The sequence below is a fragment of the Mesorhizobium sp. BR1-1-6 genome (assembly GCF_020165355.1).
Lineage (GTDB): Bacteria > Pseudomonadota > Alphaproteobacteria > Rhizobiales > Rhizobiaceae > Mesorhizobium.
Genome location: NZ_JAIUHZ010000008.1, coordinates 31235 through 56503, shown reverse-complemented (window position 1 = coordinate 56503; position 25269 = coordinate 31235). Strand labels below are relative to the sequence as shown.

Sequence of the window (25269 nt, the reverse complement as noted above, 5' to 3'; positions counted from 1 at the left end):
TTTATCTTGCGTGACACCGGTTCAACACTCCCAGGCATGCCGTTGAGCGACATTTTTTCCAGGATCGAGCACTCGCGAACCGCCGACGAGGTGGTGCAGCAGATCGAAAGCCTCGTCCTCGAAGGCGTGCTGCGCACCGGCGACCGGCTGCCTGGCGAGCGCGAGCTGGCACGCCAGTTCGATGTGTCCCGGCCGATCCTGCGCGACGCGCTGAAGGCGCTCGAGGGACGCGGCCTTTTGACGACGCGGCCGGGCGGCGGCACATATGTAGCCGACATCATCGGCCAGCTGTTCACCAAGCCGGTGGCGGACCTGATCTCGACGCATCGCAAGGCGGTGGCCGATTACCTGGAATATCGCCGCGAGGTGGAGGGGATCGCCGCCGAATATGCGGCGCGGCGCGCCACGCCGGAGGACCTGGCCCTGCTCGACCGCATCATGGCACGCATGGACGAAGCGCACCGCACCGGGGATTTCGACGACGAAGCCGAGATCGACGTCGAATTCCATCATGCGATCTGCGAATGCGCGCACAACATCCTGCTCCTGCATACGCTGCGCTCCTGCTACAGGCTGCTGTCGGAAGGCGTGTTCCAGAACCGGTTGCTGGTGTTCACCGTGCCCGGCGCGCGCGATGCGCTGCTGGCCCAGCACCGGGCGATCCACATCGCGGTCAAGGCCGGCGACCCGGCCGGCGCGCGGCAGGCGGCGATGGACCACATGATCTATGTCGAGCGGTCGATGGCGCAAGCCGAGCGCAGCGGCGACTGGCAGCGCGTATCGCGGCTCAGGCTCAGGCAACGCTCTGAAGCCGGCGGTGCCGAACCGGCGCGCAAACGCTCCTGAACGATATCGATCAAGCGGGGACACGATGAGCGACATTCTCACCATTGCCGACCTCAAGGACCTGGCGCGACGGCGCGTGCCCAGGATGTTCTTCGAGTATGCCGATTCCGGCGCATGGACCGAGAGCACCTACCGGGCCAACGAGGACGACTTCCAGAAAATCAAGTTCCGCCAGCGCGTGCTGGTCGACATGAGCAACCGCTCACTGGAATCGACCATGATCGGCGAGAAGGTGGCCATGCCGGTGGCGCTGGCCCCAACCGGCCTGACCGGCATGCAGCATGCCGACGGCGAGATGCTGGCGGCGCAGGCGGCCGAGGAATTCGGCGTGCCGTTCACGCTGTCGACGATGAGCATCTGCTCGATCGAGGATGTCGCGTCGGTGACGAAGAAGCCGTTCTGGTTCCAGCTTTACGTGCTGCGCGATAAGGACTTCGTGCTCGACCTGATCGACCGGGCAAAAGCGGCGAAATGCTCGGCGTTGGTGCTGACGCTCGACCTGCAGATCCTCGGCCAACGGCACAAGGATGTCCGCAACGGACTTTCGGCGCCGCCCAAGATGACGCTGGCCAACATCGCCAACATCGCGGTCCGTCCGCGCTGGTGGATGGGCATGGCCGGCACGAAGCGCCGCACGTTCCGCAACATCGTCGGCCACGCCAAGGGCGTCGGCGACGTGGCTTCGCTGGCGTCATGGACGACGGAGCAGTTCGACCCGCATCTGTCGTGGAAGGATGTCGCCTGGATCAAGGAACGCTGGGGCGGCAAGCTGATCCTGAAAGGCATTCTCGACAAGGAAGACGCATTGATGGCCGCTGAAACGGGCGCCGACGCGATCGTCGTTTCCAACCATGGCGGGCGTCAGTTGGACGGCGCATCCTCGTCGATCATGGCGCTGGAGGAAATCGCGGACGCGGTCGGCGACAGGATCGAGGTGCACATGGATGGCGGCATCCGCTCCGGCCAGGACGTGCTGAAGGCACTGTGCCTCGGCGCCAGGGGCACCTATATCGGCCGGCCGTTTCTCTACGGCCTGGGCGCGCTCGGCAAGGAAGGCGTTACCAAGGCGCTGGAAATCATCCGTAAGGAGATGGACATCACACTGGCCCTGTGCGGAAAACGTCTGGTGACCGACATGGGCAAGGACCAGATCCGGCGCTAGCCAGGTCGGCGACGGCCTGATCACGGAGACAGCGATACGTTGGCAGAACCCGACATTCATTTCCTGGACGCGCGCGGACCGGACGGCATGCGTCTCTACGCAATCGGCGATGTCCATGGCCGGCTCGATTTGCTGGCCGCCATGCATCAGCGGATCGAGAGCGAGCTCGAATGGAAGCCGGCTCGCGACTGGCGCGTCATCCACCTCGGCGACTATGTCGACCGTGGGCCGGACTCCAAGGACGTCGTCGATTTCCTGATCGAGGCGCGCAAACGCGATCCGCGAAACCTGATGCTTGCCGGCAATCACGATCTCGGATTTCTCGATTTTCTCGATACCCCTGACCCGGACGGGCTTTTCATGCGCTATGGCGGGGTCCAGACGGCGCTATCCTACGGTGTGCCCCTCGCGGCCGACGCCGGCTGGTTCGGCAGGATGGAGACGATGAGACGGGGGCATCAGGCTCTGCTCGAAGCAGTACCGCAACACCATATCGATTTCCTGCGTTCGCTACCCTTCTCAATCAGCTTCGGCGACTTCTTCTTCTGCCATGCCGGCATCCGGCCAGGCGTTGCCCTGGAGAACCAGAATCCGCAGGATCTGATCTGGATCCGCGACGTTTTCCACGATCACGCCGGCCTTTTCCCGAAGATCGTGGTGCACGGCCACACGCCCGTTCCCGAGGCGGAGGTCATGGCCAACCGCGTCAATGTCGATACGCTCGCCTGGCAATCAGGCATGCTGAGCGCGCTCGTTGTCGAGGACGCCGACAAACGCATTCTGACAATGACAATAAGGGAAGCTTGAGTGGCGCGCGTCGCGGAAACGACGCGAACGGTCCGGCTATTCAGCGCAGCGAAGCGGTGACGCCGTAGCCGTCGACGGCGTTGTGGTTGTTGGCGGCATCGGCCGCATAGATGCCGAGACCGCAAATCACGATGGCGGACATCATGGCAAAGGACAGAAGCGCTGCTTTCACGGACGTCATCTCTTGTTGAGCTTCCTGCATCTGTGCACGAGGCGGTTACCAATGCGTTGAAACCGAAAATACGTCTCAAAGTTTCGACGATTTCGCGCTTCTAGGCACGTTCTGTATCGGCGGTGTGTCGCACGGGCCACACAAAGGTCCGTCGCGGTTGCACCGGTGATGCAGAGCGCGCGCCTTCTAGGATGGCGGGCGTACACAAGCCAAGGACGAAACCGGTTTTCCCCAGGCGGATTCACCGCCGCGTGCCAATTATGCCACGCCCTGGTCCGCAGAGATGATGCTCAGATCGTCGCCACCCATGCGCGGGCGATGGCAAGGCCGGCAGCATCGGCATCCGGTCCGTTACGGGCCATTTCGCCCTCGAGCTTGCCGGCCCAGTCGGGGTGGCGCGCTGCAATGATCGGCGCGAAAGAGGTGCTCCAGTCCTTCACCAGCGGCCGATCGGCCTCGAAGTGGAACTGGAAGCCGTAGACGGCGCGGCCGACGCGGAACGCCTGGTTCTCGGCGACATCATTGCCGGCGAGCCGCACGGCGTTTTCAGGCAGCACGAAGGTGTCGTCGTGCCATTGGAAGATCGGGAACTTTTCCGGAAGCTCGGCCAGCACCGGATCGGCCTTGGCGTCCGGCGTCAGCGAAACGCCGCGCCAGCCGAATTCGTTGGCGCCGCCGATGCGGTTCTCGCCGCCGAAGGCGCGGGCAACCAGCTGGCTGCCGAGGCAGATGCCGAGCACCGCGCGGTTCTTGCCGGCGAAATCGCGGGTCAGTTCGAGCAGCGCCGGAAAATAGGGATATTCCTCATCGGCCAGCGCGTTCTGGCCGCCGCCGAGCACCACCATGGCGTCGTGGCCGTTCGCATCATCCGGCAGCGGATCGCCCTTGTAAGGAAGGCGGATGTCGAGATCGGCACCGGCTTCCGCAAGTGCCGCGCCGACCTGGCCGAGGCCGGTGTTGTCGTAGTTCTGGACCACCAGCACCCGCATCGCAAAACCCTGCTGACGTGAAAACGATGCGACGAGCGATATCATGGCGCCGGCATTTCAGCCAAGATGCGGGCGCGCGGAGAAAACTATGCCACTGCAAAACCGGGTCGATCCGTTCGGCGCTATCCACGCCGTGCCCGAGCGCGGCCTGTTCATGGGCAATCGCGGCATCATCCACGATCCCGAGACCAGGACGCTGTTGAAAAAACGCTGGGCGCTTCACGCCTGGATCATCTGCGTCTGCGACTTCGGCGACGTGCGGCGCGAGCCGATGGGCCGCAACCGGCGACGTGATGATCTATCGGGACCCAAGGCGGGCTGGACGGAACTGTTCTTCCTCGACGAGGTGACGGCGCTGGCGGCGGGCCATCGGCCCTGCTTCTTCTGCCGGCGCGAACGGGCCAGGGATTTTGTGGGTCGCTTCGGCGAAGCCTTCGGCATAACGGAGCCGCGCGCGCCGCAGGTCGACAAGCGGCTGCACAAGGAGCGGCTGGCCGCGGGCGGCAAGCCGCCGGTGGTGGAGGCTGACGAGCTTGCAGGCCTGCCCGACGGCACGATGGTCGAGGGTGGAGGCAATGCCTACGCCTTGCGTCGCGGCAAGGCGCTGCGCTGGTCGTTCGCAGGATATTGCGGAGCGCAGGATTTCAACGACCTCGCTCATCGGTCGCTACGGCTGCTGACGCCGCCGACCACGATCGGGGTGCTGAGGCGAGGCTACGAACCCGTCTGGCATCCTTCCGCCAAGGCTTGACGGCAACCGCCGGCTCGCCCATTCCTCGGCCATGCGCGCCAATTACAAGATGCAACGCCTGTTCGTGCCCGACGATCTCGGGCCGGAGATCGAGTTCGACGCCGGCCACCAGCAGAGCCATTATCTTCTGCATGTGCTGCGGCTTGGCGAGGGCGCCGAGATCCTGTTGTTCAACGGCCGCGACGGCGAATGGTCGGCGGCCATCGCGGCCAAATCCAAGAAGGCGGTGAAGCTGAGGGTGCTGGCGCGGCAACGGCCGCAGCCGCCGCTGCCCGATCTCGTCTATTGCTTCGCGCCGCTGAAGCAAGGCCGGCTCGACTATCTGGTGCAAAAGGCTGTCGAAATGGGCGCCGGCGTGCTGCAGCCGGTCATCACCCAGCACACGCAAGTGGCCAAACCCTCCATCGACCGCTTGCGCGCCAATGTCGTCGAGGCGGCCGAGCAGTGCGGCATACTTGCGGTGCCGCAGGTGCGGGAAGCGGAAAAGTTCGAACGCCTGCTGACCGGCTGGGACACGGAGCGGCGGCTGGTCTTCTGCGACGAGGACGCTTCGACCAACAATCCCCTGCCCGCGCTGCAAGCGGTAAGCGAAAGGAAGCTCGGCCTGCTGGTCGGGCCGGAAGGCGGATTTTCCGATGAGGAGCGCAAGCTGTTGCGCGCTCTGCCTTTCGTTACTGCCATTCCGCTCGGCCCGCGCATCCTGCGCGCCGATACGGCCGCCGTGGCCGCACTGGCGGTGATGCAGGCCACAATCGGCGATTGGTGAGGGTTTCTTCCTCCCCTCTTGTGGAGATGGGAAGAGCCGCATCGTTCAATTCCTGTTGACCTCTGGCTCAGGATTTTTCGCTTGATCGGCTACTGACATTTCGTCCATCTAGCGCCGGCGGTCTTCCGGCCGCCCTGCAGTGCCGCGCGTCGACGCGCAAAGGCCGCTGTAGTACTTTGATTTTGGCGCATATCCCGAAAATCGAGGTCGATTTCGGGATCATAGCGCCGCAGGGGCTTGATGATGGCGCGCGACACAACCGATTTCCGGCCGATCGAAGGCATGGACGAACTCGTCGCGCATCTGGCCGAGGGCAACAAGCCGCGGAACAAGTGGCGCATCGGCACCGAGCACGAGAAATTCCCGTTCTACGTCGACGGCAACGGGCCCGTGCCCTATGGCGGCGAGCGCGGCATACGCGCCATCCTCGAAGGCATGCAGTCAAAGCTCGGCTGGGACCCCATCATCGATGACGGCCGCATCATCGGCCTGGTCGAGCCGACCGGCCAGGGCGCGATTTCGCTGGAGCCCGGCGGCCAATTCGAACTCTCCGGCGCGCCGCTGGAGACGATCCACCAGACCTGCCGCGAGGGCAATGCCCACCTGGCGCAGGTGCGCGAGATCGCCGAGCCGATGGGCATCCGCTTCCTTGGCCTTGGCGGCAGCCCGAAATGGTCGCTGGCCGAGACGCCGAAAATGCCGAAGTCGCGCTACGAGATCATGACGCGCTACATGCCCAAGGTCGGCACCAAGGGCCTCGACATGATGTACCGCACCTGCACGATCCAGGTTAATCTCGACTTCGAGAGCGAGGTGGACATGCGGCGCAAGATGCAGGTGTCGCTGAAGCTGCAGCCGCTGTCGACGGCGCTGTTCGCCAATTCGCCCTTCACGGAAAGCCGGCCGAACGGCTTGCAGAGCTGGCGCGGCGACATCTGGCGCGACACCGACAACCAACGCTCGGGCCTGCTCGAATTCTGCTTCTCGCCCGATTTCGGTTTTGCCGACTATGTCGAATGGGCACTCGACGTGCCGATGTATTTCGTCATCCGCGACGGCCAGTACCACGACATGACGCACGTCACCTTCCGTCAGTTCATGGCCGGGGCCGTCCGCAATGAAATCCCGGACGGATTGCCGACGATGGGCGACTGGGCTAACCATCTGTCGACGCTCTTCCCCGACGTGCGGCTGAAGCGCTTTCTCGAGATGCGCGGCGCCGATGGCGGGCCGTGGCGGCGCATCTGCGCCCTTCCGGCCTTCTGGGTCGGGCTGCTTTATGACGAGGCAGCGCTCGATGCGGCGGAGGCGCTGACCTCGAGCTGGACCTACGGGGAAGTGCTGGCGATGCGCAACGCCGTGCCCGAACAAGGCATTTCGGCGCCGTTCCGCAACGCCACGTTGCGCGACATCGCTCGCGACGTGCTTACCATCTCGCGCATGGGGCTGAAGAACCGCGGCAAGAAGAACCGCGACGGCTATGACGAGACCTCGTTCCTCAACACGCTCGACGAGGTCGTGGCGCGCGGCACCACCAGCGCCGAGGAGATGCTGTCGGCCTACCACACACGCTGGGGCGGCTCGATCGAGCCGGTGTTCATGGAATACGCCTATTGACCCTCGGCTTTGAGGCGGCCGAGCTCCTGCAAAAGCCGCTTCAATCGGCGGTGGAAACGAATTAGGCTTCTCCGGCGGGGATTTCCGGAGGAGAGACCAATGCCTTCCTTGTTCGACATGCTGGCACAAGCTCAGAACGGCAGCGGCATGCAGGCGCTTGCCCAACAATACGGGCTCTCGATGCAGCAGACACAATCTGCGGTGGAGGCGTTGCTGCCTGCCTTTTCGCAAGGACTGAGGCGCAACACCGCCGATCCCTATGGGCTCGGCGCCTTCATGACGGCGATGGCGAGCGGCCAGCACGCCAAGTATTTCGAGGACGCGACCCGGGCCTTCTCGCCGCAAGGCATCAATGAGGGCAACGGCATTCTGGGGCATCTGTTCGGCTCGAAGGATCTGTCGCGCGCGGTTGCCGGCCAGGCGGCGCAAGCGACCGGTATCAGCCAGCAGGTGCTGCAACAGATGTTGCCGGCCCTGGCCTCGATGATGATGGGCGGGCTGTTCAAGCAGACCACCAATCAGTTGGCCGGGGGGCAGATGCAGGCGGCCAGCGGCTTCGGCGCCGCCGGCAGCAATCCGCTGGGCGAGATCATCGAGCAGATGATGCGCCAGGGAGGCGGCCTGGGCGGCGCCCAGGCGCCGGCGCCGCAGCCGAGCCCGCCATCGCAAGACCCGATGGACAACCCGCTTGGCAAGGTGCTGCAGGACATGTTCGGCGGCGGCGTGCCACAGCCGCAAAGCCGATCCCAGCCGCAACCGCAGCAGACACAGAACCCCTTTGGCGACAATCCGCTCGGCAAGGTGCTGCACGACATGTTCGGTGGTGGCGCGCAGCCGCCGCAAGACCAGCCTCAGCCGCAGCAGACCCAGAGCCCCTATGGCGACAGTCCGCTGGGCAAGATCTTCGAGGAGATGCTGCGGCAAGATGGCGGTGTATCAGGCGGCGAGCAGCCGGCGCCGCAGCCCCAAGCTCGGCGGCAGCCCCAGGCGCCGCAGCCGCAGGCCAATCCGAGCGGCAGGCCGACGAACCCGTTCGACGATCTGTTCGGCAAGATGTTCGAGACCGGAGCGCAGCAGCGCGACGACTACCAGAAAGGCATGGAGTCGATTTTCGACCAGTTCAAGCGCGGCATGGATCGGCGGTAGCCGTCGCCCAGGTTTTGGCTTTTGCCTAGTGCAAAAAGAAAGCCCGGTCCTTGGGAGGACCGGGCAGCGTGCAGGCAGGCCGGCGGGGGACCGGCAGGGAGTGGGAAGCCTGCATGAACCTTGGTCGCGCTGACTGATGAAAAGGTTCAGCGAGACCGAAACCCAACCGATCAGGCCACCCTGCGGGCGATGTCCTCGATGGTTTCGACGCGATCGCTGGCGATTTCGCGCAGCATCGCCGTCGGATCGCGGCCAAACGGCACGTCAATGGCGACGTGCAGGTCGGCGCGCGTCAGGCCGATATCGGCAAGCTCGGCGTCCGACATCTCGCCGAGGCGATAGAAGGCACGGCGGTTTTTCCAGGCCTGGTAGACATTGGAGACCGCATTGATCACGCGCGTCGCAACGGCCGGACGCGTGGTGATGCGCGAGGTCTCGGTGGCGAAATCAAACGTAACCATGTCGGTCTCCTTCAGACTCGAATGGGCAAAACCAGGCGATCGGCGCTGGCGACAGCGGCCGTTCCGGCTTCGATTCACATGCCTTCATGTGGACATCAGCAATTTGCCATTGCTCGATTGATTAATCCAACGAATGTTTCTAATCTTAAGCATCAACACTAGTGATGGATCATGCCGATGAAAGCGCCGCTCGATCTAGATCAGTTGCAGACCTTCATCTCGATCGCCGATACTGGCAGTTTCACCCGGGCGGCCGAAGAGGTGCACCGCACCCAGTCGGCGGTGTCGATGCAGATGCGCCGGCTGGAGGAGCGGATCGGCAAGCCGCTGTTCGAAAAGGAAGGGCGCAGCAACAGACTGACGGAGGAAGGCGACAAGCTGCTTTCCTACGCAAGACGGCTGCTCTATCTCAACCGCGAAACGCTGGCCGCCTTCGACGACCGGCGGCTCGAAGGCACCATCCGCATCGGTACGCCGGACGACTACGCCGACCGTTTCCTGCCCGAGATCATGGCGCGCTTCACGCGTTCCAATCCACGCGTCGAACTGACCGTCGTCTGCGAACCGACGCCGGGGCTGGTCGAACACATCAAGCGCGGCAATCTCGACCTGGCGCTGGTGACGCATAACGACGTGCGCGGCCAGTCCGAGGTGGTGCGGCGCGAACCGCTGCTGTGGGTCACCTCGGCCAACCATGCCACGCACGAGCAGGAAACGCTGCCGATGGCCTTTGGCCGGCCAAATTGTATCTGGCGGCGCGCCGCCGTCGACGTGCTTGACCAGCAGAACCGCGACTATCGCATCCTGTTCACCAGCTTTTCCGCAACGGTCATCACCGCCGCGGTGTTGTCGGGCCTGGCGATCTCGGTGCTGCCGGAATGCGCGCTCAGGCCCGGCATGCGGGTGCTGGGCGAGGCCGACGGCTTCGGCGCCCTGCCCGACTGCCGCATCGGTATCATGCGCGGCCAAACCTCGCGGCCGGAGATCGTCGATGCACTGGCCCGGCACATTTCCGAAAGCCTGGACAACATCTCGGTGCCGCTTGGCGAAGAGGCGGGAACGTTCGATTTCGCGGCACTCGCCTTCAGCAAGATGCGGCGAACCAAGCCGAACCAGATCCTGCCGGGCTGGTAAGCGATCAGACGCACCTGAACGCCGACCTGAAAACAGCCAGCTTGACGCCGGCGCGCAACCGCCCCCCAATCGGCCGATGAGCGAAGCAGCATCCGAATCACGCAGCAACGCCACCGAATATACGGTGAGCGAAATATCAGGCGCCCTGAAGCGCACGGTCGAAGATGCCTTCGGCAATGTGCGGGTGCGCGGTGAAATCTCGGGTTATCGCGGGCCGCACTCCTCCGGCCATGCCTATTTCACGCTGAAGGACGACCGCGCGCGGCTCGACGCCGTGGTGTGGAAGGGCACGATGGGCCGGCTGAAATTCCGCCCCGAAGAAGGAATGGAGGTGATCGCCACCGGCAGGCTCACCACCTATCCCGGCAAATCCAACTACCAGATCGTCATCGACAATCTGGAACCGGCGGGCGCCGGAGCCTTGATGGCGCTGCTGGAGGAGCGCAAGCGCCGGCTGCAGGCCGAAGGCCTGTTCGAGGGGGGCCGCAAGCGGTTGCTGCCCTTCATGCCGCGCGTCATCGGCGTCGTCACCTCGCCGACGGGTGCCGTCATCCGCGACATCATCCACCGGATCAAGGATCGTTTTCCGCTGCATGTGCTCGTCTGGCCGGTGCGGGTGCAAGGCGAAACCGCGGGCGCCGAGGTGACCGCCGCCGTCGCCGGTTTCAACGCGCTGGCAAGGGATGGCACCATCGAGCGCCCGGACCTGCTGATCGTGGCGCGCGGCGGCGGCAGCCTCGAGGACTTGTGGGGCTTCAACGACGAGGCGCTGGCCCGCGCCGTCGCCGCCTCCGCCATTCCGGTGATTTCGGCCGTCGGCCACGAAACCGACTGGACGCTGATCGACCTCGTCGCGGATGTGAGGGCGCCGACGCCGACGGGGGCGGCCGAAATCGCCGTTCCGGTGAAGGCCGACCTCGAAGCGACGCTCGCCAGTCTCGGCGCGCGGCTCAAGGCTGCGGTTTCGCGCAATTTCGAGCGCAAGCGCCAGTCCGTGCGCGCGGCGGCGCGTGCGCTGCCCTCGCCCGATCAGTTGCTGGCGCTGCCACGTCGTCGCCTCGACGAGGCGGCGAGCCGGCTCGGGCGCGGCCTCATGGTTTCGACCGAACGAAAGCGAGGACGCTTCCTCGCCCTGAAACTGACGCCGGCAATGCTGTCGCAGCGAATTGCCGAGGCGTGGCGGACCAACGAGCGCAATCTCCTGCGGGCACAGGGCGCGTTGCGCACGCTGACGAGGGCCCGGCGCGCGGAGCTCAATCGCGCCGCGGATCAGTTGCCGAAATGCGCCCGGGCGTCGCTGCAGCGGCACCGGCAGCAATTGGCGGCGCTGCAGGGCCGCATCACCATAGAGCCCACGGCGCGGCGGCAGCGGATCCAAAGGGATTTCCTGACCGCGCTGACGCGGCGCAGCACGCATGCGGCATCGCTGAGGCTGGAGCGGCTGCGCAGTCGCGTCGCCCAGGCCGACCGCTTGCTGGCGACGCTGTCGCACAAGGCCGTGCTGGCACGCGGCTTCGCCCTGGTGAAGGATGCCGACGGCGCCGTCGTCAAGCGTGCGGCGGAATTGACGGCGGGGATGGCGCTGTCCCTGGAGTTCGCCGACGGGACGGCGGATGCGGTCGCGACCAGCGGCTCGGCGCGGCCACGACCGGCCGCCAAAACCGCGATCAAGGCCAAGGAGCCCGGCAGCCAGGGTTCCCTATTCTGAACCGTGACATGACAGACAATCCGCATCATCACAAAACGCCCTCCGGCAAGCCGCGCGCGCGAAGCTTCGGCATCGGCTTCGACGGCACGCCCGGCCCGTTCAACGCGATCACCGACGTGGCTGGAGTGTCGGTCGGCTATTCCACGCTGATTTCAGGCGACGGCCCGCTCGTCGTAGGCCAGGGACCGGTGCGCACCGGCGTGACCGCGATCCTGCCCAGGCCGCGGGCCGACCTTGCCACACCGGTCTTCGCCGGCATCTTCAGCCAGAACGGCAATGGCGAACTGACCGGCTCGCATATCGTCGAGGAGACCGGCGCCTTCAACTTCCCCATCACCGTCACCAACACGCATTCCTGCGGCCTTTCGCGCGACGGTACGCTGCGCTGGATGAGCAAGGTGCTGCCAGCCGCACTCGACAGCGGCTGGGGACTGCCGGTGGCAGCTGAAACCTATGACGGCTTCCTCAACGACATCAACGGCCACCACGTGACATCAGGGCATGTTGCCGAGGCGCTCGACGGTGCCGCCAGCGGACCGATCGAGGAAGGCAGCGTCGGCGGCGGCACCGGCATGATCGCCTTCGGCTTCAAGGCCGGTTCGGGCACCGCGTCGCGCATCACCGAATGGCAAGGGCGTGCCTATACTGTCGGCGCCTTCGTGCAGGCGAATTTCGGCAAGCGGCGCAATTTCACGCTTCGAGGCCTGCGCGCCGGGCCGGAGCTCGTCGAACCCGCGATCCGCGAAGGCACGCCACGTGCCGAAAAAGGCTCGATCATCGCCGTTATTGCCACCGACGCACCGTTCCTGCCGCATCAGATGAAGCGGCTGGCCCGCCGTGTGCCGCTCGGCGTCGCCATGACCGGCGGCTTCGGCTATCACAGTTCCGGCGACATCTTCCTCGCCTTCTCTACCGCCAATCCCGACGCGGCCCTGGCGCCGCCGGGCCGGATCGCTCGCGCCGAGTTCATTCCTGACAGCGACATCGATCCGTTCTTCGATGCCGTGGTCCAGGGCGTCGAGGAAGCCGTCCTCAATGCGATGGTCGCCAACGAGGACATGACCGGCCGCGACGGCAATTTCGTGCCGGCGCTGCCGAAGGCGTGGCTGAAGGAGAAATTCGGCTGAGACAAATACGCGGACCGAATGGTCCGCGTATTCATACAGGATTGCTCCTGAATTATTCCGCGGCCTTGCTCGCGGCCTGCTGGTGCTCGTCGGCCTCGGCCGCTTCCTCGAGCCGGGAGGCGATGAGTTCCTGGATATCGCCGACTTCTTCCTGGATATCCTCCAGCGGTATGCCGACCTCGGCCGCCTTGGCAGCGCATTCCCTGGCCAGCGTCTCGGCCTGCTTCTCGATCCTGGCGTGGGACTGGCAATGGACTTTTTCGCCAATCCATCCCTGCAAGAATTCGATGGCGTGCTCACTCATATTGCTTTTCCCTGGCGGCGAAGCCGGTTGGTAATCATAAACGTCGGCATCCGGTGAAGGATGCATGTCCCCATTCCAGCCGAGTCGCCACCGGACGGCAAGCCGATGTCGTCCAAGGTCCACAGAGCCAAAGGAAATAGAGGATTGAAGAACATTTTCTGTTTCTGGGGGGGCGGGTATCGTTTGGCGGGAATCCTGTCCCGCCTCGAGAGGCTGCTTCTACTTGCTTCTTACGGTTTTCAGGTCCGTTTGCATCTCAATGGCTGTCACAACAGCTGCCCGATGACGTTGCCGTTTCCAGGCACAAGCCATCGAAGCCGCCGCTATATAGTGACATCCCCATGCAATGTCGACTCTCTCCGCCGCCTTGCATGGAAGCCCCGCGAAAGCTGCATAGGTCACCGTGCCGATCAGAAGGTCTCGACCCAGGGCCTGAGCTCGAGTTCCCAGGTCCAGGCGCTGCGGTTCTGGCGATGGATGCCGAGATAGGCCTCGGCGATCGCGTCCGGCGATAGCCGTCGATCTTGCGGGTCGGGAGCCTCTCCCGGCACGGTCGAGGCAATGGCACCATCGATGACGAAATGCGCGACATGGATGTTCTTGGGGGCCAGTTCGCGAGCCATGGATTGCGCCAGTCCACGCAAGCCGAATTTGGGCATCGCGAAACCGGCCGAGCCGGCGAATCCCTTGACGCTTGCCGTCGCGCCGGTGAAGAAGATCGAGCCCGAGCCTTGCAAAAGCAGCCGGTTGGCTGCTTGCTGGCCAACCAGGAAGCCGCCAAAGGCCCCCACCAGCAAGGCCTGCCTGACAGCCTCTGGATCGAGTTCGGCTATCGGGCCACGGGCGCGTCCGCTGGCATTGAAGACCACGAGCGACAGCGGGCCGGCCTTGTCAGCGACCTCGAACAGGCGCTGCACCGACGCGGCATCGGAGACATCGGTTGCCACGGCTTGGGCGCCGGTCTGCGCCAGCAACGGGTCGAGCTTCTCGACGTTGCGGGCGGCCAGCACGACACGAAAACCTTCCCTTGCGAGAAGGCGCGCAAGCGAGGCGCTCAATCCGGATCCCGCTCCGGCAATGACGGCGACATTGGATGTCATGAGCATCTCTCTTTCGCGGTGGTGACTGGATTGGAGAGGGTTGCGCCTTCCCAAGTGGAACGCAAGAGAAAGCATTTCCAAGAAAATGGCGTGTCGTCGTGGCGCGCTTCCCAGGCCGCAAAAACTGTTCCCGGCAAAGAAAAATGGCCGGGCGCGAAGACGGCCCGGCCAGAAAGAAGGTCATAACCTTCAGAGGGGAACACCGTTCGGAGGAGTGGGAGGAAACCTCGAACGATATTTTTATGTTGAGCCCATTTTCGTGCGCTGGCGACGAATAGTATTCTAAAATCGTGCTGTCCTACAAAAATTTCTACCTGCCGAATGGCTCAGCCTGCCCGGGTCTCGGGCTCAAGCAGATCGGCATAGTGACGCCGCGCAACGTCGGGATGGGAGCGCAGCCTGCTCTTCAGCACATTGGTTCCGACATCGCGAAACAGCGGATTGTCGGGATCGCTGGCCGGCCCGCGCGCCTGCTCCGCCAGTTCCTCGGGAAGCTCGAGCAGCGGTATCGTGGCATCGAGCTTGGCGCTGAAGAAGAACGGCACCGAGATGCGTTCAACGCCGGCGGGCGGCGTCACGACGCGATGCACGGTGGCTCTCAAATAGCCGTTCGAGGCGAGCTCCAGCAGCTCGCCGATGTTGACGACGAGCGTTCCGGGAATCGGATCCACGTCCACCCAGCTTCCGTCATAGTCTACCTGCAGGCCCTTGTTGTCGTCCTGGAGCAGCAGCGTCAGGAAGCCGCCATCCTTATGCGCGCCGACGCCCTGGTCGCCGCCGGTCGCTTCGCGGCCGGGGTAGCGCACGATCTTCATGCGATGATTGGGTTCGCCGCCATAGATCGGATCGAAAGCGTCCTCGGCCTGGTCGAGCGACAGCGCGAAGGCCTTGAGCAGACGAATGGCCACGGCCGTCGCCTTCGCCTGCCAGGCCAGCAGCGCCGGCTTCAGCTCCGGCAACGCCGACGGCCACTGGTTCGGCCCCTGCAGCCGCGTCCAAGCAGGAATTCCCGGGCCTTGCGCGATGGGCGGGCGCTCGACGCCGATGTCGAGCTGCTCGCGCCAGTCGGCCTTGCCCTTGGTCAGTTCGCCGCCAGCGCGGGTATAACCGCGGAACTGCGAGGAATTGACCATCTCTATCGACAGCTTGTCGGCTTCCGGCAAGGCAAAGAAACGCCGCGAAGCGGCGAGCGTCTCGCTGATGTCGGCCCATGGGATGCCGTGGCCCGCCAAATAGAAAAAACCGATATCGCGCGAGGCGGAGCGCAGATCCGCCAGAAACGTCCGGCGCTCCGACGCGCCTTGTTCGAGACGGCTCAGATCGAGCACGGGCACTATTCTGGGCATGTCAGCTCCTTTCCGGGTTCTTTCCGGGTGCTGCTTGAAAACTTCGCCCGGAAAACCGGGCCCGTGGATGTGCTGCTCCTTTTCCAGCGGCCGAAGCCGCCATCGATGCCCCAAATCTCACGGAGTTCAGTGCGCCGGGAAAGGAACGATCGGCTTTTCGATGCCGCCGGGACGAACAATTTTTCTATTTGGGCGGGCAGCCTGACGATGAGCGCGATCATTGCGCGAAACAGCGGCGTGTCATTTCAGGCACAGCGCGAAGCTGTCATTGGCCCTTGAACGGCCGCGCGGGAGGCGCGTAACATCGTGGCACTTGAATTTGAGTCTGTTTCATTCGTCCGGGCTAAAGTCCGGATCGATTTGGATAGGTCCTTGAACACGCAAGCAATCGGCAGCGCGGCGGGGCGCGGCAAATCGTTTGCCCATGTGGCGCAAGCCTCCTGGGGCAAGGGCCCTGGCACCTTGCTGCGTATCATGCGCATGACGCTGCGCCACCCTTGGCAGGTCGCCATCACCATCGTCTCGACCTTCATCGCCGCGACGCTGCAGCTTTTCATTCCGCGCCTGCTGGGACACGCCATCGACCAGGCGCAGGGCGTGGTGGCTGCCGGTGCAAATACCGGGCCGAGCAGGCGCTGTGGAATACGGCGCTGACGCTGCTCGTCGTCAGCATCCTGCGCGGCCAAGGCTGAGCGCTCCTACGGTCAGTTCCGTTCGATGGGGCGGGAAGGGTTCCGGCTGTTCCGGATCACCCTGGCATGAAACAGTCGGTTCCTGACGCATCAGCATCCCGATCCGCAAGGCAGTGAAACTGGGCGAGGACAAACCCACGCTTGTTGCGGCGGAGCAATCCTCTTTGTCTCGGTCCTCAAACGATCAGATCGTCAATTCTGATCGGCAAGTCGCGGATCCGCTTGCCGGTCGCGTGGTAGACAGCGCTGGCGACGGCAGCGGCGGTGCCGACATTGCCGAGTTCGCCCAGGCCCTTCACACCAGCCGGATTGACCTCATGGTCGATCTCCGGAACCAGTATGACGTCAAGGTCCCTGACATCGGCATTCACCGGGACCAGATAATCCTGCAGGTCGCGGTTCACATAGCGGGCATAGCGGGTATCGATCTCGGTCGCCTCATGCAGGGCCTGGCCAATGCCCCAGATCATGCCTCCCATCAGCTGGCTGCGCGCGGTGCGCGTGTTCATGATGCGCCCGGCGGCGAACGCACCGACAATGCGCGGCACACGGATTTCGCGCGTGTAACTGTGGATGTGCACCTCCACGAATTCGGCCCCGAACGCATATTTCACCGAATCCGCGTCGGACTCGCCGCCATGGAATTCCGACTGGCCGGCATAGAGTTTTTTGAGCGCTTCGGGGGTCGAGCCCTTCGGCGCGAATTCGGCATATTCCTCGATGGCGCCTACCTGCATGGCCTTGAATATATCGGCGGTGCTTGCCGACGCCCCGCCCTTGGTGAGGATCCGTCCCTCGTGGAGGTCCAGTTCCTCATTGTGCGAGCCTGCAAGAGGGCCACCCTCCGCGACCGCTGCGGCGAACAATTTCGTGCGCACAGCATCACACGCCTTGAGCACGGCCGAACAGACGCTGGCAGTGGAAATCGAACCTCCCGATACCGGCGCCGGCGGCAAGGCACTGTCGCCCATCTCGACGGCGACCTTGCCGATGTCGACACCGAGACGTTCCGCCGCCATCTGGCCGGCAACGGTTCGCACACCTGTGCCGATTTCATGCGAGCCGCACTGCACGCGCACGTCTCCTTCGGCGGTCAGGCGCACGCGGGCCGCGCATGGCGCGGCAGCGGTCGGGTAGACTGCCGTCGCACAGCCCATGCCGACGAGCCAGTCGCCGTCGCGCATCGAGCCGACTTTCGCATCCCGTCTCGTCCAGCCGAAGGCATCAGCGGCCTGATCGTAGCATTTCATCAGCGACCGGCTGGAGAACGGCTTGCCGCCGATCGGCTCCTTCTGAGGCTCGTTGATCCGGCGAAATTCGATCGGGTCCATGCCGAGTGCGACGGCCATTTCGTCCATGGCGCTCTCGAGGGCATAGACGTAGGGCGTCTCGGGCGGCGAGCGCATATAGCCGGGCGTGTTGCGATCCGCCTGCACCAGCGAGACATGCGTCAGCACCGAGCCATAAGCATACATGCGACCGGTGGCCGAAGTCCCGCCGACGACATAGGAATCGGGTCTCGAGGTCACCTCCCAGCCTTCATGGCCGAAAGCAGTGATGCGGCCGTCCTTGCCGGCGCCGATGCGGATGCGGTGCCGGGTTTCGGCCCGATAGGTCTGGGTGCCGAACGCCTGCATGCGGCTGACCACACAGCGCACCGGCCGGCCAAGCCGCCTGGCGGCCACAGCCACGATGGCCGTTCGCGCCGTCATCGGCCCCTTCGAGCCGAATGCGCCGCCTACGTTAGGGCAGACGATGCGCACATTCGCTGGGTCGAGCCTCAATTGCCGCGCCAACTCGACCTTCCAGCCGGTCACGTTCTGAGAGGGCTCGTAAACGGTGAGTTGGTCGCCTTGCCAAACAGCGGTGGTCGAGAACAGCTCTATCGGGTTGTGATGCTGGGTCGGCGTCGAATACCGCGCATCGATCTTCATCGGGGCCGATTCATAGGCGGCATCGAAATCGCCGGCCTTGACGTCCTCCTTGAACAACGGGCTTTTGCCGGCGGCGTCGATGGTCTTTGTCCCCGGCATGTCGAAACTGGCGGTCGGTTTTTCCTCGGCATAGTCCGCGCGGATCCTTTGCGCCGCCTCCTCGGCCGCTTCGAAGGTCTCGGCGACCACCAGCGCAATGATCTGACCGTCATGGAAGATCGCCTTGTCATGCAGCGGCCCGATAGAACTCGCGCCGGTATTTCCGAATTTCGGCGTCTCGACCTTGTCGAGGTCGCCATAGGTGACGATGTCGAGCACGCCGGGCACCGAGCGCGCGTCATCCAGGTAAAGCCTGGCGACCTTGCCCTTGGCGATGCTGCTCGTCGCGAGCACGGCGTGCGCAATGTTGGCGGCCGGGAGATCCGCCGCGTATTCGGCCTGGCCGGTCACTTTCAGCCGCGCATCGATACGCGGCAGCGGCTGTCCCATGTTTTCCTTCGGCTGTGGAGCGGCGACGTTCATGATCACACCTTCATGTCACGGGTTTCGAGCAGCCCCCTGATCAAGGTTCGCTTGCCGAGTTCTATCTTGAATGCGTTGTGCCGACGCGGCTGGGCCTCGGCGAACGCGGCTTCGGCGGCCTCGGCCGCCGCTGCCTCGTCGAGCACCTTGCCGCGCAGGATCTCCTCCGCCGCTCTTGCCCGCCAGGGTACGGTCGCCACGCCGCCAAGCGCGATGCGCGCCTCGTTCACGGTCTCGCCGTCGAGGTCGAGGGCGACCGCGGCCGATGCAAGGGCAAACGCATAGGATTGCCGATCGCGGATCTTGAGATAGCGCGAACGCCTGGTCCATGCGCCGGCGGGCACCTCTATGGCGGTGACGATCTCGTCGGGTGCCAGGTCGGTCTCGATGTGAGGGCTGTCCTCGGGCAGGCGATGCAGGCTGGCAAACGGAATCTTTCGCCGCCCGTTGTGGCCTTGGACATGAACCGTGGCGTCAAGCGCGATCAGGGCCTGGGCAAAGTCACCGTGATAGGTCGCGATGCAGTTCTCACTGGTCCCCAGCACGGCATGCTGGCGGTTGAACCCCTCCATCGCGGCGCAGCCCGAGCCTGGCTCGCGCTTGTTGCACGGCCATGAGGTTTCGCGGAAATATTCGCAGCGGGTCCGCTGCAGGATGTTGCCGGCAAGGCTTGCCATGTTGCGCAGCTGGCCGCTTGCCGCCAGTTGCAGGCTCTCCGCGATCACCGGATACCGACGCTTGATCTCGGCATTCTCGGCCGCGTCGCCCATCCGCACAAGAGCGCCAAGGCGCAGACCCTCACCACCGGTCTCGATCCGCCGCAATGCCGGTTCGGAGAGACCGTTCAAATCGAGCAAGCGTTCCGGCCGGGCGACGCCGAGTTTCATATAGTCGGCGAGATTGGTGCCACCGGCAATGAACTGCGCGGGGGCTTGCGTCGGCGGATGCCTGGTGGCCGAGCGCGAGGCGACGGCGACCGCCGCGGAGAGGCTGGCGGGCCTCTCATAGACGAAAGGATGCATCTCAGGCCCTCCTGATCTGGTCGCGGGCCTGGACGATTGCCGCGACGATGTTCGGGTATGCCGCGCATCGGCAAAGGTTGCCGCTCATATATTCGCGAATGTCGTCCTCTGAACCGGCATGTCCTTCGTGGACGCAGCCGATCGCGGACATGATCTGGCCGGGCGTGCAATAGCCGCACTGGAACGCATCGTGATCGATGAAGGCCTGCTGCATCGGATGCAGGCCGCCATCCGTCGACGCCAACCCTTCGACGGTGGTTACCGCCTTGCCCTCGTTCATCACCGCGAAGCTGAGGCAGGAGAGCACGCGATGGCCATCGACCAGCACCGTACAGGCACCGCATTGGCCATGATCGCAACCTTTCTTCGTGCCCGTCAGGCCGACATGGTCGCGCAAGGCGTCGAGCAGGCTGGTTCGGCTGTCGAGCGCCAGATTGTATGGCTGCTTGTTGATGGTCAGTGTTGTCATGACAGGCTCGGTTGGCTTGGCGGCAGCAGCCGGAGGCTCCTCGGACCTGGCTGTCGAGGCCAGAAGCGGAGTCACCGCAGCCGCGGAGACGGTCGCGGTCATAAAGCTTCGTCTGCTGAGACTGGAGGAGTTTGGGGGAACATGCTCGGACATCGCTGGCTCCGTCGCTCGCTATGTCGCGACCAAACCCCTCATCGGGGCCATTGTTCCGGGCCATCCGCGATAAAACGCACAAGGAAGACGGCTCGCAAGGCAAGCCGCCCGATTTGGATGCAAGGATATGACGGGTCCGTTCGAGACCGTGCCCGTCCTACCCTGGCGAATTTGCAGGCGCGCGGCCGATCCCCTAACAAGGCGCGCGGGCCCTCACTGCTGGCGGGCAATTCCGAGAATATCAAGCGCCTGCGCGGCAGAAGCAATCGGGCGCCCCGTGCGGCCAGCGGCTTCGACGATTGCCGCGACCCGTTCGGCATTGTCGCGGGCGAGGCTGCCATCGGCGTGCCAGAGAGAGTTCTCGAAGCCGACCCGCACGTGCCCTCCCGCAGCGATCGCCGCCGTCAGCGCCAAGGTCTCGCCCCGTCCGAAGGCGCAGACCGACCATACGGCGCCTTCAAGATCATGCGCATCGAGCCCTTCAAGGAAGACATCGAGGTCTTCGGGCCGGCTTTCCTGATCGGCGGCATAGCGTCCAAGGACGAACAGCAGCCGGGGGCTTGTGGGCTGCGCCAGAATGCCTCGCCGCCGCAGATCGATGAAACGGTCGAGATCGGCCCGATCATAGAGAATGTGCTGGACCGCGATGCCTTCCCGACCGGCCCACGCGAAGAAGCGGGCCGGCTCCGCCTCGCCATCGCTGATTATCTCACGCAAGCCTATCGAGACGGAAACCGGATGAAGCGTCCGAACAAGATCCATCTGTTCGCGTGGCGAATAGAGCCCGACCGCTTCGGTCGTGATCTGGATCGCCATGACGCCCTGCGTCCGCTCCCGGATCGCCGCGATGGCATCCCGGTAAAGCGCGGCGTCAAGCGTGTGCCGGCCTGAAGCATCGCGGACATGCGCATGGATGGCGGCGGCGCCGGCAGCGAGACACTGCCTCGCCGTTTCGGCAAGTTCGTCGGCGGTCATCGGCAGAGCCGGATGATCGGCCTTCGTTCTGCGCGCTCCGTTCGGCGCAACCATGATCAGCAACGGCTTCAATTTCATCTCCGGGCCCAATTGGCTCTCCCGCAACGTGGTTTTCCATGCTTCATTTCACCGACTCGCACAGGTAGGACAGCATGAACGCCACCGCCCAAGGGATTTCCGCCTTCGCCACCGCCGCCGAACTCAGCCGCGCGCTCGCCGATGGCAACACATCCTCGACCGAGATCGTCCGGCGCGCGCTGGATCGTGTCGACGTTCATGACAATTCGCTGCATGCGTTCGTCCGGCTGTTTCCTGAGGCTGCGCTGCAGGCCGCCGGCGAAGCCGACGAGCGTCGCAGTCGCGGCGTCTCGAAAGGGCCGCTGGACGGTATCCCTTTCGCGGCCAAGGACCTGCTTGACGTCGAAGGCTATCCGACCCTGGCAGGCTCGAAAGCGCTTGCGGGCGAACTCGCAACCGCCACGGCAACGGCAATCGAACGCCTTGTCGCGGCCGGGATGATCCTGCTGGGCAAGGTGCACACCGTGGAATTTGCTTTTGGCAGTTGGGGGACCAACCCGGTCGCCGGCACGCCCCTGAACCCGCGTGACAGCGCCATCCCGCGCGCGCCGGGCGGATCGTCGAGCGGTTCGGGCGTGGCCGTCGCCGCCGGACTGGTGCCGGTCGCGCTCGGCACCGACACTACGGGCTCCATCCGCAATCCGTCCGCCATGTGCGGAATCGTGGGCCTGAAGACGTCCTTCGGCCTTATCGGGCGCGGCGGCTTGCTGCCGCTTGCCATGTCCTTCGACAGCATCGGTCCCATGACCCGGTCGGTGGAGGATGCAGCCCTTCTGCTGGCCGCGCTCGAGGGTCCCGATCCCGGCGATCCGGCCACCTTTGGCGTGGCGCCGACCTCGCCGCTCGACGGGCTCGAGCGGAGCATATCGGGCCTTCGCCTGCGCATCCCCTCGGCCGTGGACCTTGCCGGCGTAGACCCCGGCATCCTGGACCGCTTCGACTCCACCGTCGCTGAACTGGAGGCGCTCGGTGCCAATGTCGATCGGATGCCGATGCCGCAATCTTACGACACCTACAAGGCCCTGGCCGGCGACATCATGGCCGTCGAAGCCTGGCATCATCTCGGCCGTTACGTGGAACCCGCGGACAGCGGCGTCGGCACGGCGATCCGCATGCGGGTTCTCAAGGGCAGGGAAATCGGCCTCGCCGCTTATCACGAGTTGATTGCAAGGCGCCGAGCCGCGCAGATCGAGTTTCATCGCGATCTCGAAGGCGCCGATGCGTTCCTGACGCCAACGGCGCCGATTACCGCGCCGCCATTGGCCGACATCGATGAGACAACGACGCCGCTTGGGACGTTTACCCGCATGGTGAACCTCCTCGACATGGCAGCGCTCAGCGTCCCCATCGGTCTCGTCAATGGTCTGCCCGCAGGATTGCAGATCGCGGTTCGCCGCTTCCAGGATCCGCTGGCGCTGAGGATCGGGCGGGCGCTAGAGATTCGGCGCGACGGCCTGTTCGAACAGCCGCCGGGCTACGCCACTCCGTAAGCTGCCCGTTCATTCACCGCTCGCATACAGCCAACGTGCGACAAGAGCGTCGGTGTCGGCACCGAAATCCGCGCGCGCGCCTTCGGAAAAAACCGTGCCGTTCTTGACCACATAGACGTAGTCGGTGATGGCAAGCGCGGCGCGAATATCCTGGTCGACCAGCAGCACGGCCTTGCCGAGTTCGCGGGCAAGATCGCGGACGATGTCGTAGATCGTCTCGCTGGTCTGCGGATCGACGCCGGCGGTCGGTTCGTCGATCAGGTAGACCGACGGATCGGCCATCAGGCTGCGTGCGATCTCGACCTGCCGCTGCTGGCCTCCCGAGAGCTGGCCGGCAGGCTGCGCGCGTTTCTCGCGAACGACGGGAAACCGCTCATAGACATGTTCCAGTTTCTCGGTCAGCACCGTCTTCTTCGGCCTGGCATGCCAGAGACCGAGTTTCAGGTTCGATTCGACCGAGAGATGAGGAAAGAGGCTCGGCCGCTGCGGCAGGTAGGCCAGGCCAAGGCCCAGCATCCGGAAGGGCGGGTTTCCGGTGATGTCCACGTCTCGCAGAAGCACCCGGCCGGCACTCGGTTTCAGAAAGCCGAACAACGCCTTGAGAAGCGTCGACTTGCCGGTGCCGTTCGGCCCGACCACACAGGAAATGCTGCCAGGCCAGGCCCTGACCGAAACGTCGCGCAATATGTCGATGTCGCGCGTATAGCCGGCGACAAGGTTCTCGCAGGCGATCAGCGGCGGGGTCGATGGCAGGGAAGCGGTTTCCATTATCGTGCTTCCCGATGCGTTGCGCGGGATCCCGTATAGGCGTGCACCACCTCGGGATTGCGCAGCACCTCGGCGACCGCGCCGTCGGCGATCTTGCGCCCTCGCGCCATCACCATGACGCGCGTTACGACCGACTGGATAGCCTCGAGGTTGTGATCGACAACGACGATGGTGTGACCGTCGCGATTGAGGCTCCTTATGTGCTCGATGATCTCCTCCAGCAGGCGCGGGTGGACGCCGGCGAAGGGCTCGTCCAGAAGCAGCAATCTCGGTTTGAGCATCAGCGCCCGGCCGAGTTCCAGCAGCTTCTGCTGGCCGCCGGAAAGCGCTCTTGCATAACTGTCGGCGAGATGGTCGAGCCTCAGGAAAGCAAGAACCCCACGGGCGCGCTCCTCTGCCGCGGCGCGCCGTTCCGCCGGGTCGGAAAGCGCCGGCACGATCAGGTTTTCCAGGACGGTCATGCGGCGGAACAGGCGGGGAACCTGAAAAGTACGGGCAACACCGCGGCGCGCGAAAAGATTGGCCGGCGAGCGCGCCATGTCGGTGCCCTCGACGAGGATGGCACCGCCGTCGGGTTTGAGCGCGCCCGTCACCATGTTGATGGTGGTTGTCTTTCCCGAGCCGTTGGGACCGATCAACCCGACAATTTCGCCGCGGGCCAAGGCAAAGGATAAGCCTTCGACGGCATGGATGCCGCCGAAATGCTTGGCAAGACCACTGACCGAGAAAAAAGCGGTGTCCTTCTCAACCGGCATGGGGTTCCTCGGTGGTAGCAGTTGGAACAGGCGCTTGTTCCCGTGGCCGCGCGCGGAAGCGCGCCCAGTTTTCGACCATCGGATACAGGCCGTTCTGCGCGAAGCGTTGCACCAGGATAAGCGCCAGACCCATCAGCACGAAACGCCATTCGCCGTAGGACCGCAGCGTCTCGGAAAGCAGGAAGACGACGACTGCGCCGACCACGGCGCCGGGCAGGCTTTCGATGCCGCCGATCACCGCCATCGCGATAACCAGACCCATCTCCGGCAGGATAGCCATGTTGGGCGTCAGGATGCCGATGAAATGGCCGTAATAAATGCCGGCTATCGCCGCGATCACGCTGGTTACCACGAAGACGAGGATCTTGTAGCGCGTGGTATCCACCCCGCTGGCGCGCGCGGCGCCCTCGTCTTCCCGGATGGCACGTAGAAAAAGACCGACGCGGGTCGACAACAAGGCATTCATTCCCAATACCGCCAGGACGACGAGCGCAAGGCCGAGATAGTAATAAGGCAGGTCCGATCGACCGGAAAAGAGGCCGGGCACCGGCAAGCCCAGCATGCCGCGTGTGATGTCCTCCTCCGCGACCAGAACGAGGCGGAAGATTTCCGAAATGGCAAGCGTGAAGAGGGCCAGATAAGGCCCGGAAAGCCTCAGGACGAGCGCGCCGATCAGGGCGCCGGCCACGACGGCAAGAGCGATGGCGGCAAGAATGGCAAGCGGCAGCGGCATGCCGATCTGGCCAACGAACAAGGCCGAGGCATATCCGCCCAGCGCGGCAAAAGCCACATGGGCGAAGGAGAACTGACCGGCGAAACCGGCAAGCAGCGCCCAGCTCGCGGCAAGCAGCGCATAGTACCAGGCGATGGCGCCGACGTGGGTCCAGTATGGTCCGACGCCGAGCGGCACCAGCAACGCCACCACGAGCAGAATCGCCTGGGCCGATTGCGAGAATGTTGGACGGACCATTGCCG

The 25269-nt window shown here is 64.4% G+C and carries 26 protein-coding genes; 13 read left to right on the top strand and 13 right to left on the bottom strand.

Translation table 11 applies throughout. From position 1 onward, the window contains the following. Positions 1–42 precede the first annotated feature (42 nt). From LB545_RS17290 to LB545_RS17280, 3 genes are read left to right on the top strand one after another with little or no spacing between them, the layout of a single operon-like run. Positions 43–846, top strand: coding sequence for a FadR/GntR family transcriptional regulator (locus LB545_RS17290; protein WP_140560401.1), 804 nt, complete (start codon positions 43–45; stop codon positions 844–846). Positions 847–871: 25 nt separating this feature from the next. Further along, positions 872–2008: an alpha-hydroxy acid oxidase gene (locus tag LB545_RS17285; protein WP_140498372.1), complete on the top strand. Its 1137-nt coding sequence runs from the start codon at positions 872–874 to the stop codon at positions 2006–2008. A gap of 39 nt (positions 2009–2047) precedes the next feature. Further along, a complete protein-coding gene (locus LB545_RS17280) occupies positions 2048–2815 on the top strand; it encodes a metallophosphoesterase family protein (protein ID WP_140498373.1) in 768 nt (255 codons plus the stop codon). A gap of 40 nt (positions 2816–2855) precedes the next feature. Here LB545_RS17280 and LB545_RS17275 read toward each other — a convergent pair whose 3' ends face one another. Together LB545_RS17275 and LB545_RS17270 are read right to left on the bottom strand one after the other, a co-directional pair. Continuing rightward, entirely contained in the window at positions 2856–2996 is a 141-nt protein-coding gene (locus LB545_RS17275) for a hypothetical protein (RefSeq protein ID WP_181165325.1), read from the bottom strand. A gap of 281 nt (positions 2997–3277) precedes the next feature. Then, positions 3278–3976, bottom strand: coding sequence for a type 1 glutamine amidotransferase (locus LB545_RS17270; RefSeq protein ID WP_140498543.1), 699 nt, complete (start codon positions 3974–3976; stop codon positions 3278–3280). A gap of 88 nt (positions 3977–4064) precedes the next feature. Between LB545_RS17270 and LB545_RS17265 the strand changes: the two genes are divergently transcribed. The 4 genes from LB545_RS17265 to LB545_RS17250 all read left to right on the top strand — a co-directional run bounded on the left by LB545_RS17265 (position 4065) and on the right by LB545_RS17250 (position 8256). Beyond that, a complete protein-coding gene (locus tag LB545_RS17265) occupies positions 4065–4727 on the top strand; it encodes a hypothetical protein (RefSeq protein WP_140498375.1) in 663 nt (220 codons plus the stop codon). Between the two features lie 31 nt (positions 4728–4758). Next, positions 4759–5493, top strand: coding sequence for a 16S rRNA (uracil(1498)-N(3))-methyltransferase (locus tag LB545_RS17260; protein WP_140498376.1), 735 nt, complete (start codon positions 4759–4761; stop codon positions 5491–5493). A 243-nt stretch (positions 5494–5736) separates the two neighbouring features. Then, positions 5737–7110, top strand: a complete 1374-nt coding sequence (locus tag LB545_RS17255; protein WP_140498377.1) for a glutamate--cysteine ligase — start codon at positions 5737–5739, stop codon at positions 7108–7110. 99 nt (positions 7111–7209) lie between these two features. Then, positions 7210–8256, top strand: coding sequence for a DUF937 domain-containing protein (locus LB545_RS17250; protein ID WP_140560400.1), 1047 nt, complete (start codon positions 7210–7212; stop codon positions 8254–8256). Positions 8257–8426: 170 nt separating this feature from the next. On the opposite strand, the gene LB545_RS17245 is transcribed toward LB545_RS17250, so the two are convergent. Then, on the bottom strand, positions 8427–8717 hold the full coding sequence (locus LB545_RS17245) for a DUF1127 domain-containing protein (protein ID WP_140524803.1): 291 nt from the start codon (positions 8715–8717) through the stop codon (positions 8427–8429). 177 nt (positions 8718–8894) lie between these two features. On the opposite strand from LB545_RS17245, the gene LB545_RS17240 reads away from it, so the two are divergent. The 3 genes from LB545_RS17240 (at position 8895) to LB545_RS17230 (ending at position 12686) form a co-directional block, all read left to right on the top strand. Then, positions 8895–9851 (top strand): LysR substrate-binding domain-containing protein, encoded by a 957-nt coding sequence (locus LB545_RS17240; protein WP_140498380.1) that lies wholly within the window; start codon positions 8895–8897, stop codon positions 9849–9851. Between the two features lie 76 nt (positions 9852–9927). After that, positions 9928–11559: an exodeoxyribonuclease VII large subunit gene (gene xseA / locus LB545_RS17235; RefSeq protein WP_224705531.1), complete on the top strand. Its 1632-nt coding sequence runs from the start codon at positions 9928–9930 to the stop codon at positions 11557–11559. Between the two features lie 8 nt (positions 11560–11567). Further along, positions 11568–12686, top strand: coding sequence for a P1 family peptidase (locus LB545_RS17230; protein WP_224705529.1), 1119 nt, complete (start codon positions 11568–11570; stop codon positions 12684–12686). A gap of 52 nt (positions 12687–12738) precedes the next feature. On the opposite strand, the gene LB545_RS17225 is transcribed toward LB545_RS17230, so the two are convergent. The 3 genes from LB545_RS17225 to LB545_RS17215 form a co-directional block, all read right to left on the bottom strand. Further along, positions 12739–12990, bottom strand: coding sequence for a DUF768 domain-containing protein (locus tag LB545_RS17225; protein WP_140498383.1), 252 nt, complete (start codon positions 12988–12990; stop codon positions 12739–12741). A gap of 410 nt (positions 12991–13400) precedes the next feature. Next, positions 13401–14090, bottom strand: a complete 690-nt coding sequence (locus LB545_RS17220; RefSeq protein ID WP_140672374.1) for an SDR family NAD(P)-dependent oxidoreductase — start codon at positions 14088–14090, stop codon at positions 13401–13403. 326 nt (positions 14091–14416) lie between these two features. Next, complete coding sequence (locus tag LB545_RS17215) at positions 14417–15436, bottom strand: isopenicillin N synthase family dioxygenase (RefSeq protein ID WP_224705527.1); 1020 nt, start codon at positions 15434–15436, stop codon at positions 14417–14419. A gap of 63 nt (positions 15437–15499) precedes the next feature. Here LB545_RS17215 and LB545_RS17210 point away from each other — a divergent pair, with 63 nt between their 5' ends. Further along, the gene (locus LB545_RS17210) at positions 15500–15715 is read left to right on the top strand and encodes a hypothetical protein (protein ID WP_140498386.1); all 216 of its coding nucleotides are present in this window, start codon (positions 15500–15502) and stop codon (positions 15713–15715) included. A 93-nt stretch (positions 15716–15808) separates the two neighbouring features. Next, a complete protein-coding gene (locus tag LB545_RS17205; protein ID WP_224619155.1) occupies positions 15809–16090 on the top strand; it encodes a hypothetical protein in 282 nt (93 codons plus the stop codon). A 214-nt stretch (positions 16091–16304) separates the two neighbouring features. Here the strand turns inward: LB545_RS17205 and LB545_RS17200 are convergent, their stop codons facing one another. The 4 genes from LB545_RS17200 to LB545_RS17185 all read right to left on the bottom strand — a co-directional run bounded on the left by LB545_RS17200 (position 16305) and on the right by LB545_RS17185 (position 21281). Continuing rightward, positions 16305–18584, bottom strand: a complete 2280-nt coding sequence (locus LB545_RS17200; RefSeq protein WP_140524807.1) for a xanthine dehydrogenase family protein molybdopterin-binding subunit — start codon at positions 18582–18584, stop codon at positions 16305–16307. 2 nt (positions 18585–18586) lie between these two features. Then, entirely contained in the window at positions 18587–19606 is a 1020-nt protein-coding gene (locus tag LB545_RS17195; RefSeq protein WP_140524808.1) for an FAD binding domain-containing protein, read from the bottom strand. 1 nt (position 19607) lies between these two features. After that, positions 19608–20228 (bottom strand): (2Fe-2S)-binding protein, encoded by a 621-nt coding sequence (locus LB545_RS17190; RefSeq protein ID WP_140524809.1) that lies wholly within the window; start codon positions 20226–20228, stop codon positions 19608–19610. A gap of 213 nt (positions 20229–20441) precedes the next feature. After that, complete coding sequence (locus LB545_RS17185) at positions 20442–21281, bottom strand: 3-keto-5-aminohexanoate cleavage protein (RefSeq protein ID WP_411971086.1); 840 nt, start codon at positions 21279–21281, stop codon at positions 20442–20444. A 74-nt stretch (positions 21282–21355) separates the two neighbouring features. Here LB545_RS17185 and LB545_RS17180 point away from each other — a divergent pair, with 74 nt between their 5' ends. Continuing rightward, a complete protein-coding gene (locus LB545_RS17180; protein WP_140524811.1) occupies positions 21356–22771 on the top strand; it encodes an amidase in 1416 nt (471 codons plus the stop codon). A 9-nt stretch (positions 22772–22780) separates the two neighbouring features. On the opposite strand, the gene LB545_RS17175 is transcribed toward LB545_RS17180, so the two are convergent. The 3 genes from LB545_RS17175 to LB545_RS17165 are packed head-to-tail and all read right to left on the bottom strand — an operon-like array spanning position 22781 to position 25264. Next, positions 22781–23539, bottom strand: a complete 759-nt coding sequence (locus LB545_RS17175; RefSeq protein ID WP_140498392.1) for an ABC transporter ATP-binding protein — start codon at positions 23537–23539, stop codon at positions 22781–22783. Continuing rightward, positions 23539–24294, bottom strand: a complete 756-nt coding sequence (locus LB545_RS17170) for an ABC transporter ATP-binding protein (protein ID WP_140515007.1) — start codon at positions 24292–24294, stop codon at positions 23539–23541. Before LB545_RS17170 ends, LB545_RS17175 begins: the two co-directional genes overlap by 1 nt. Further along, positions 24284–25264: a branched-chain amino acid ABC transporter permease gene (locus LB545_RS17165; RefSeq protein ID WP_224705523.1), complete on the bottom strand. Its 981-nt coding sequence runs from the start codon at positions 25262–25264 to the stop codon at positions 24284–24286. Before LB545_RS17165 ends, LB545_RS17170 begins: the two co-directional genes overlap by 11 nt. Positions 25265–25269 lie beyond the last annotated feature (5 nt).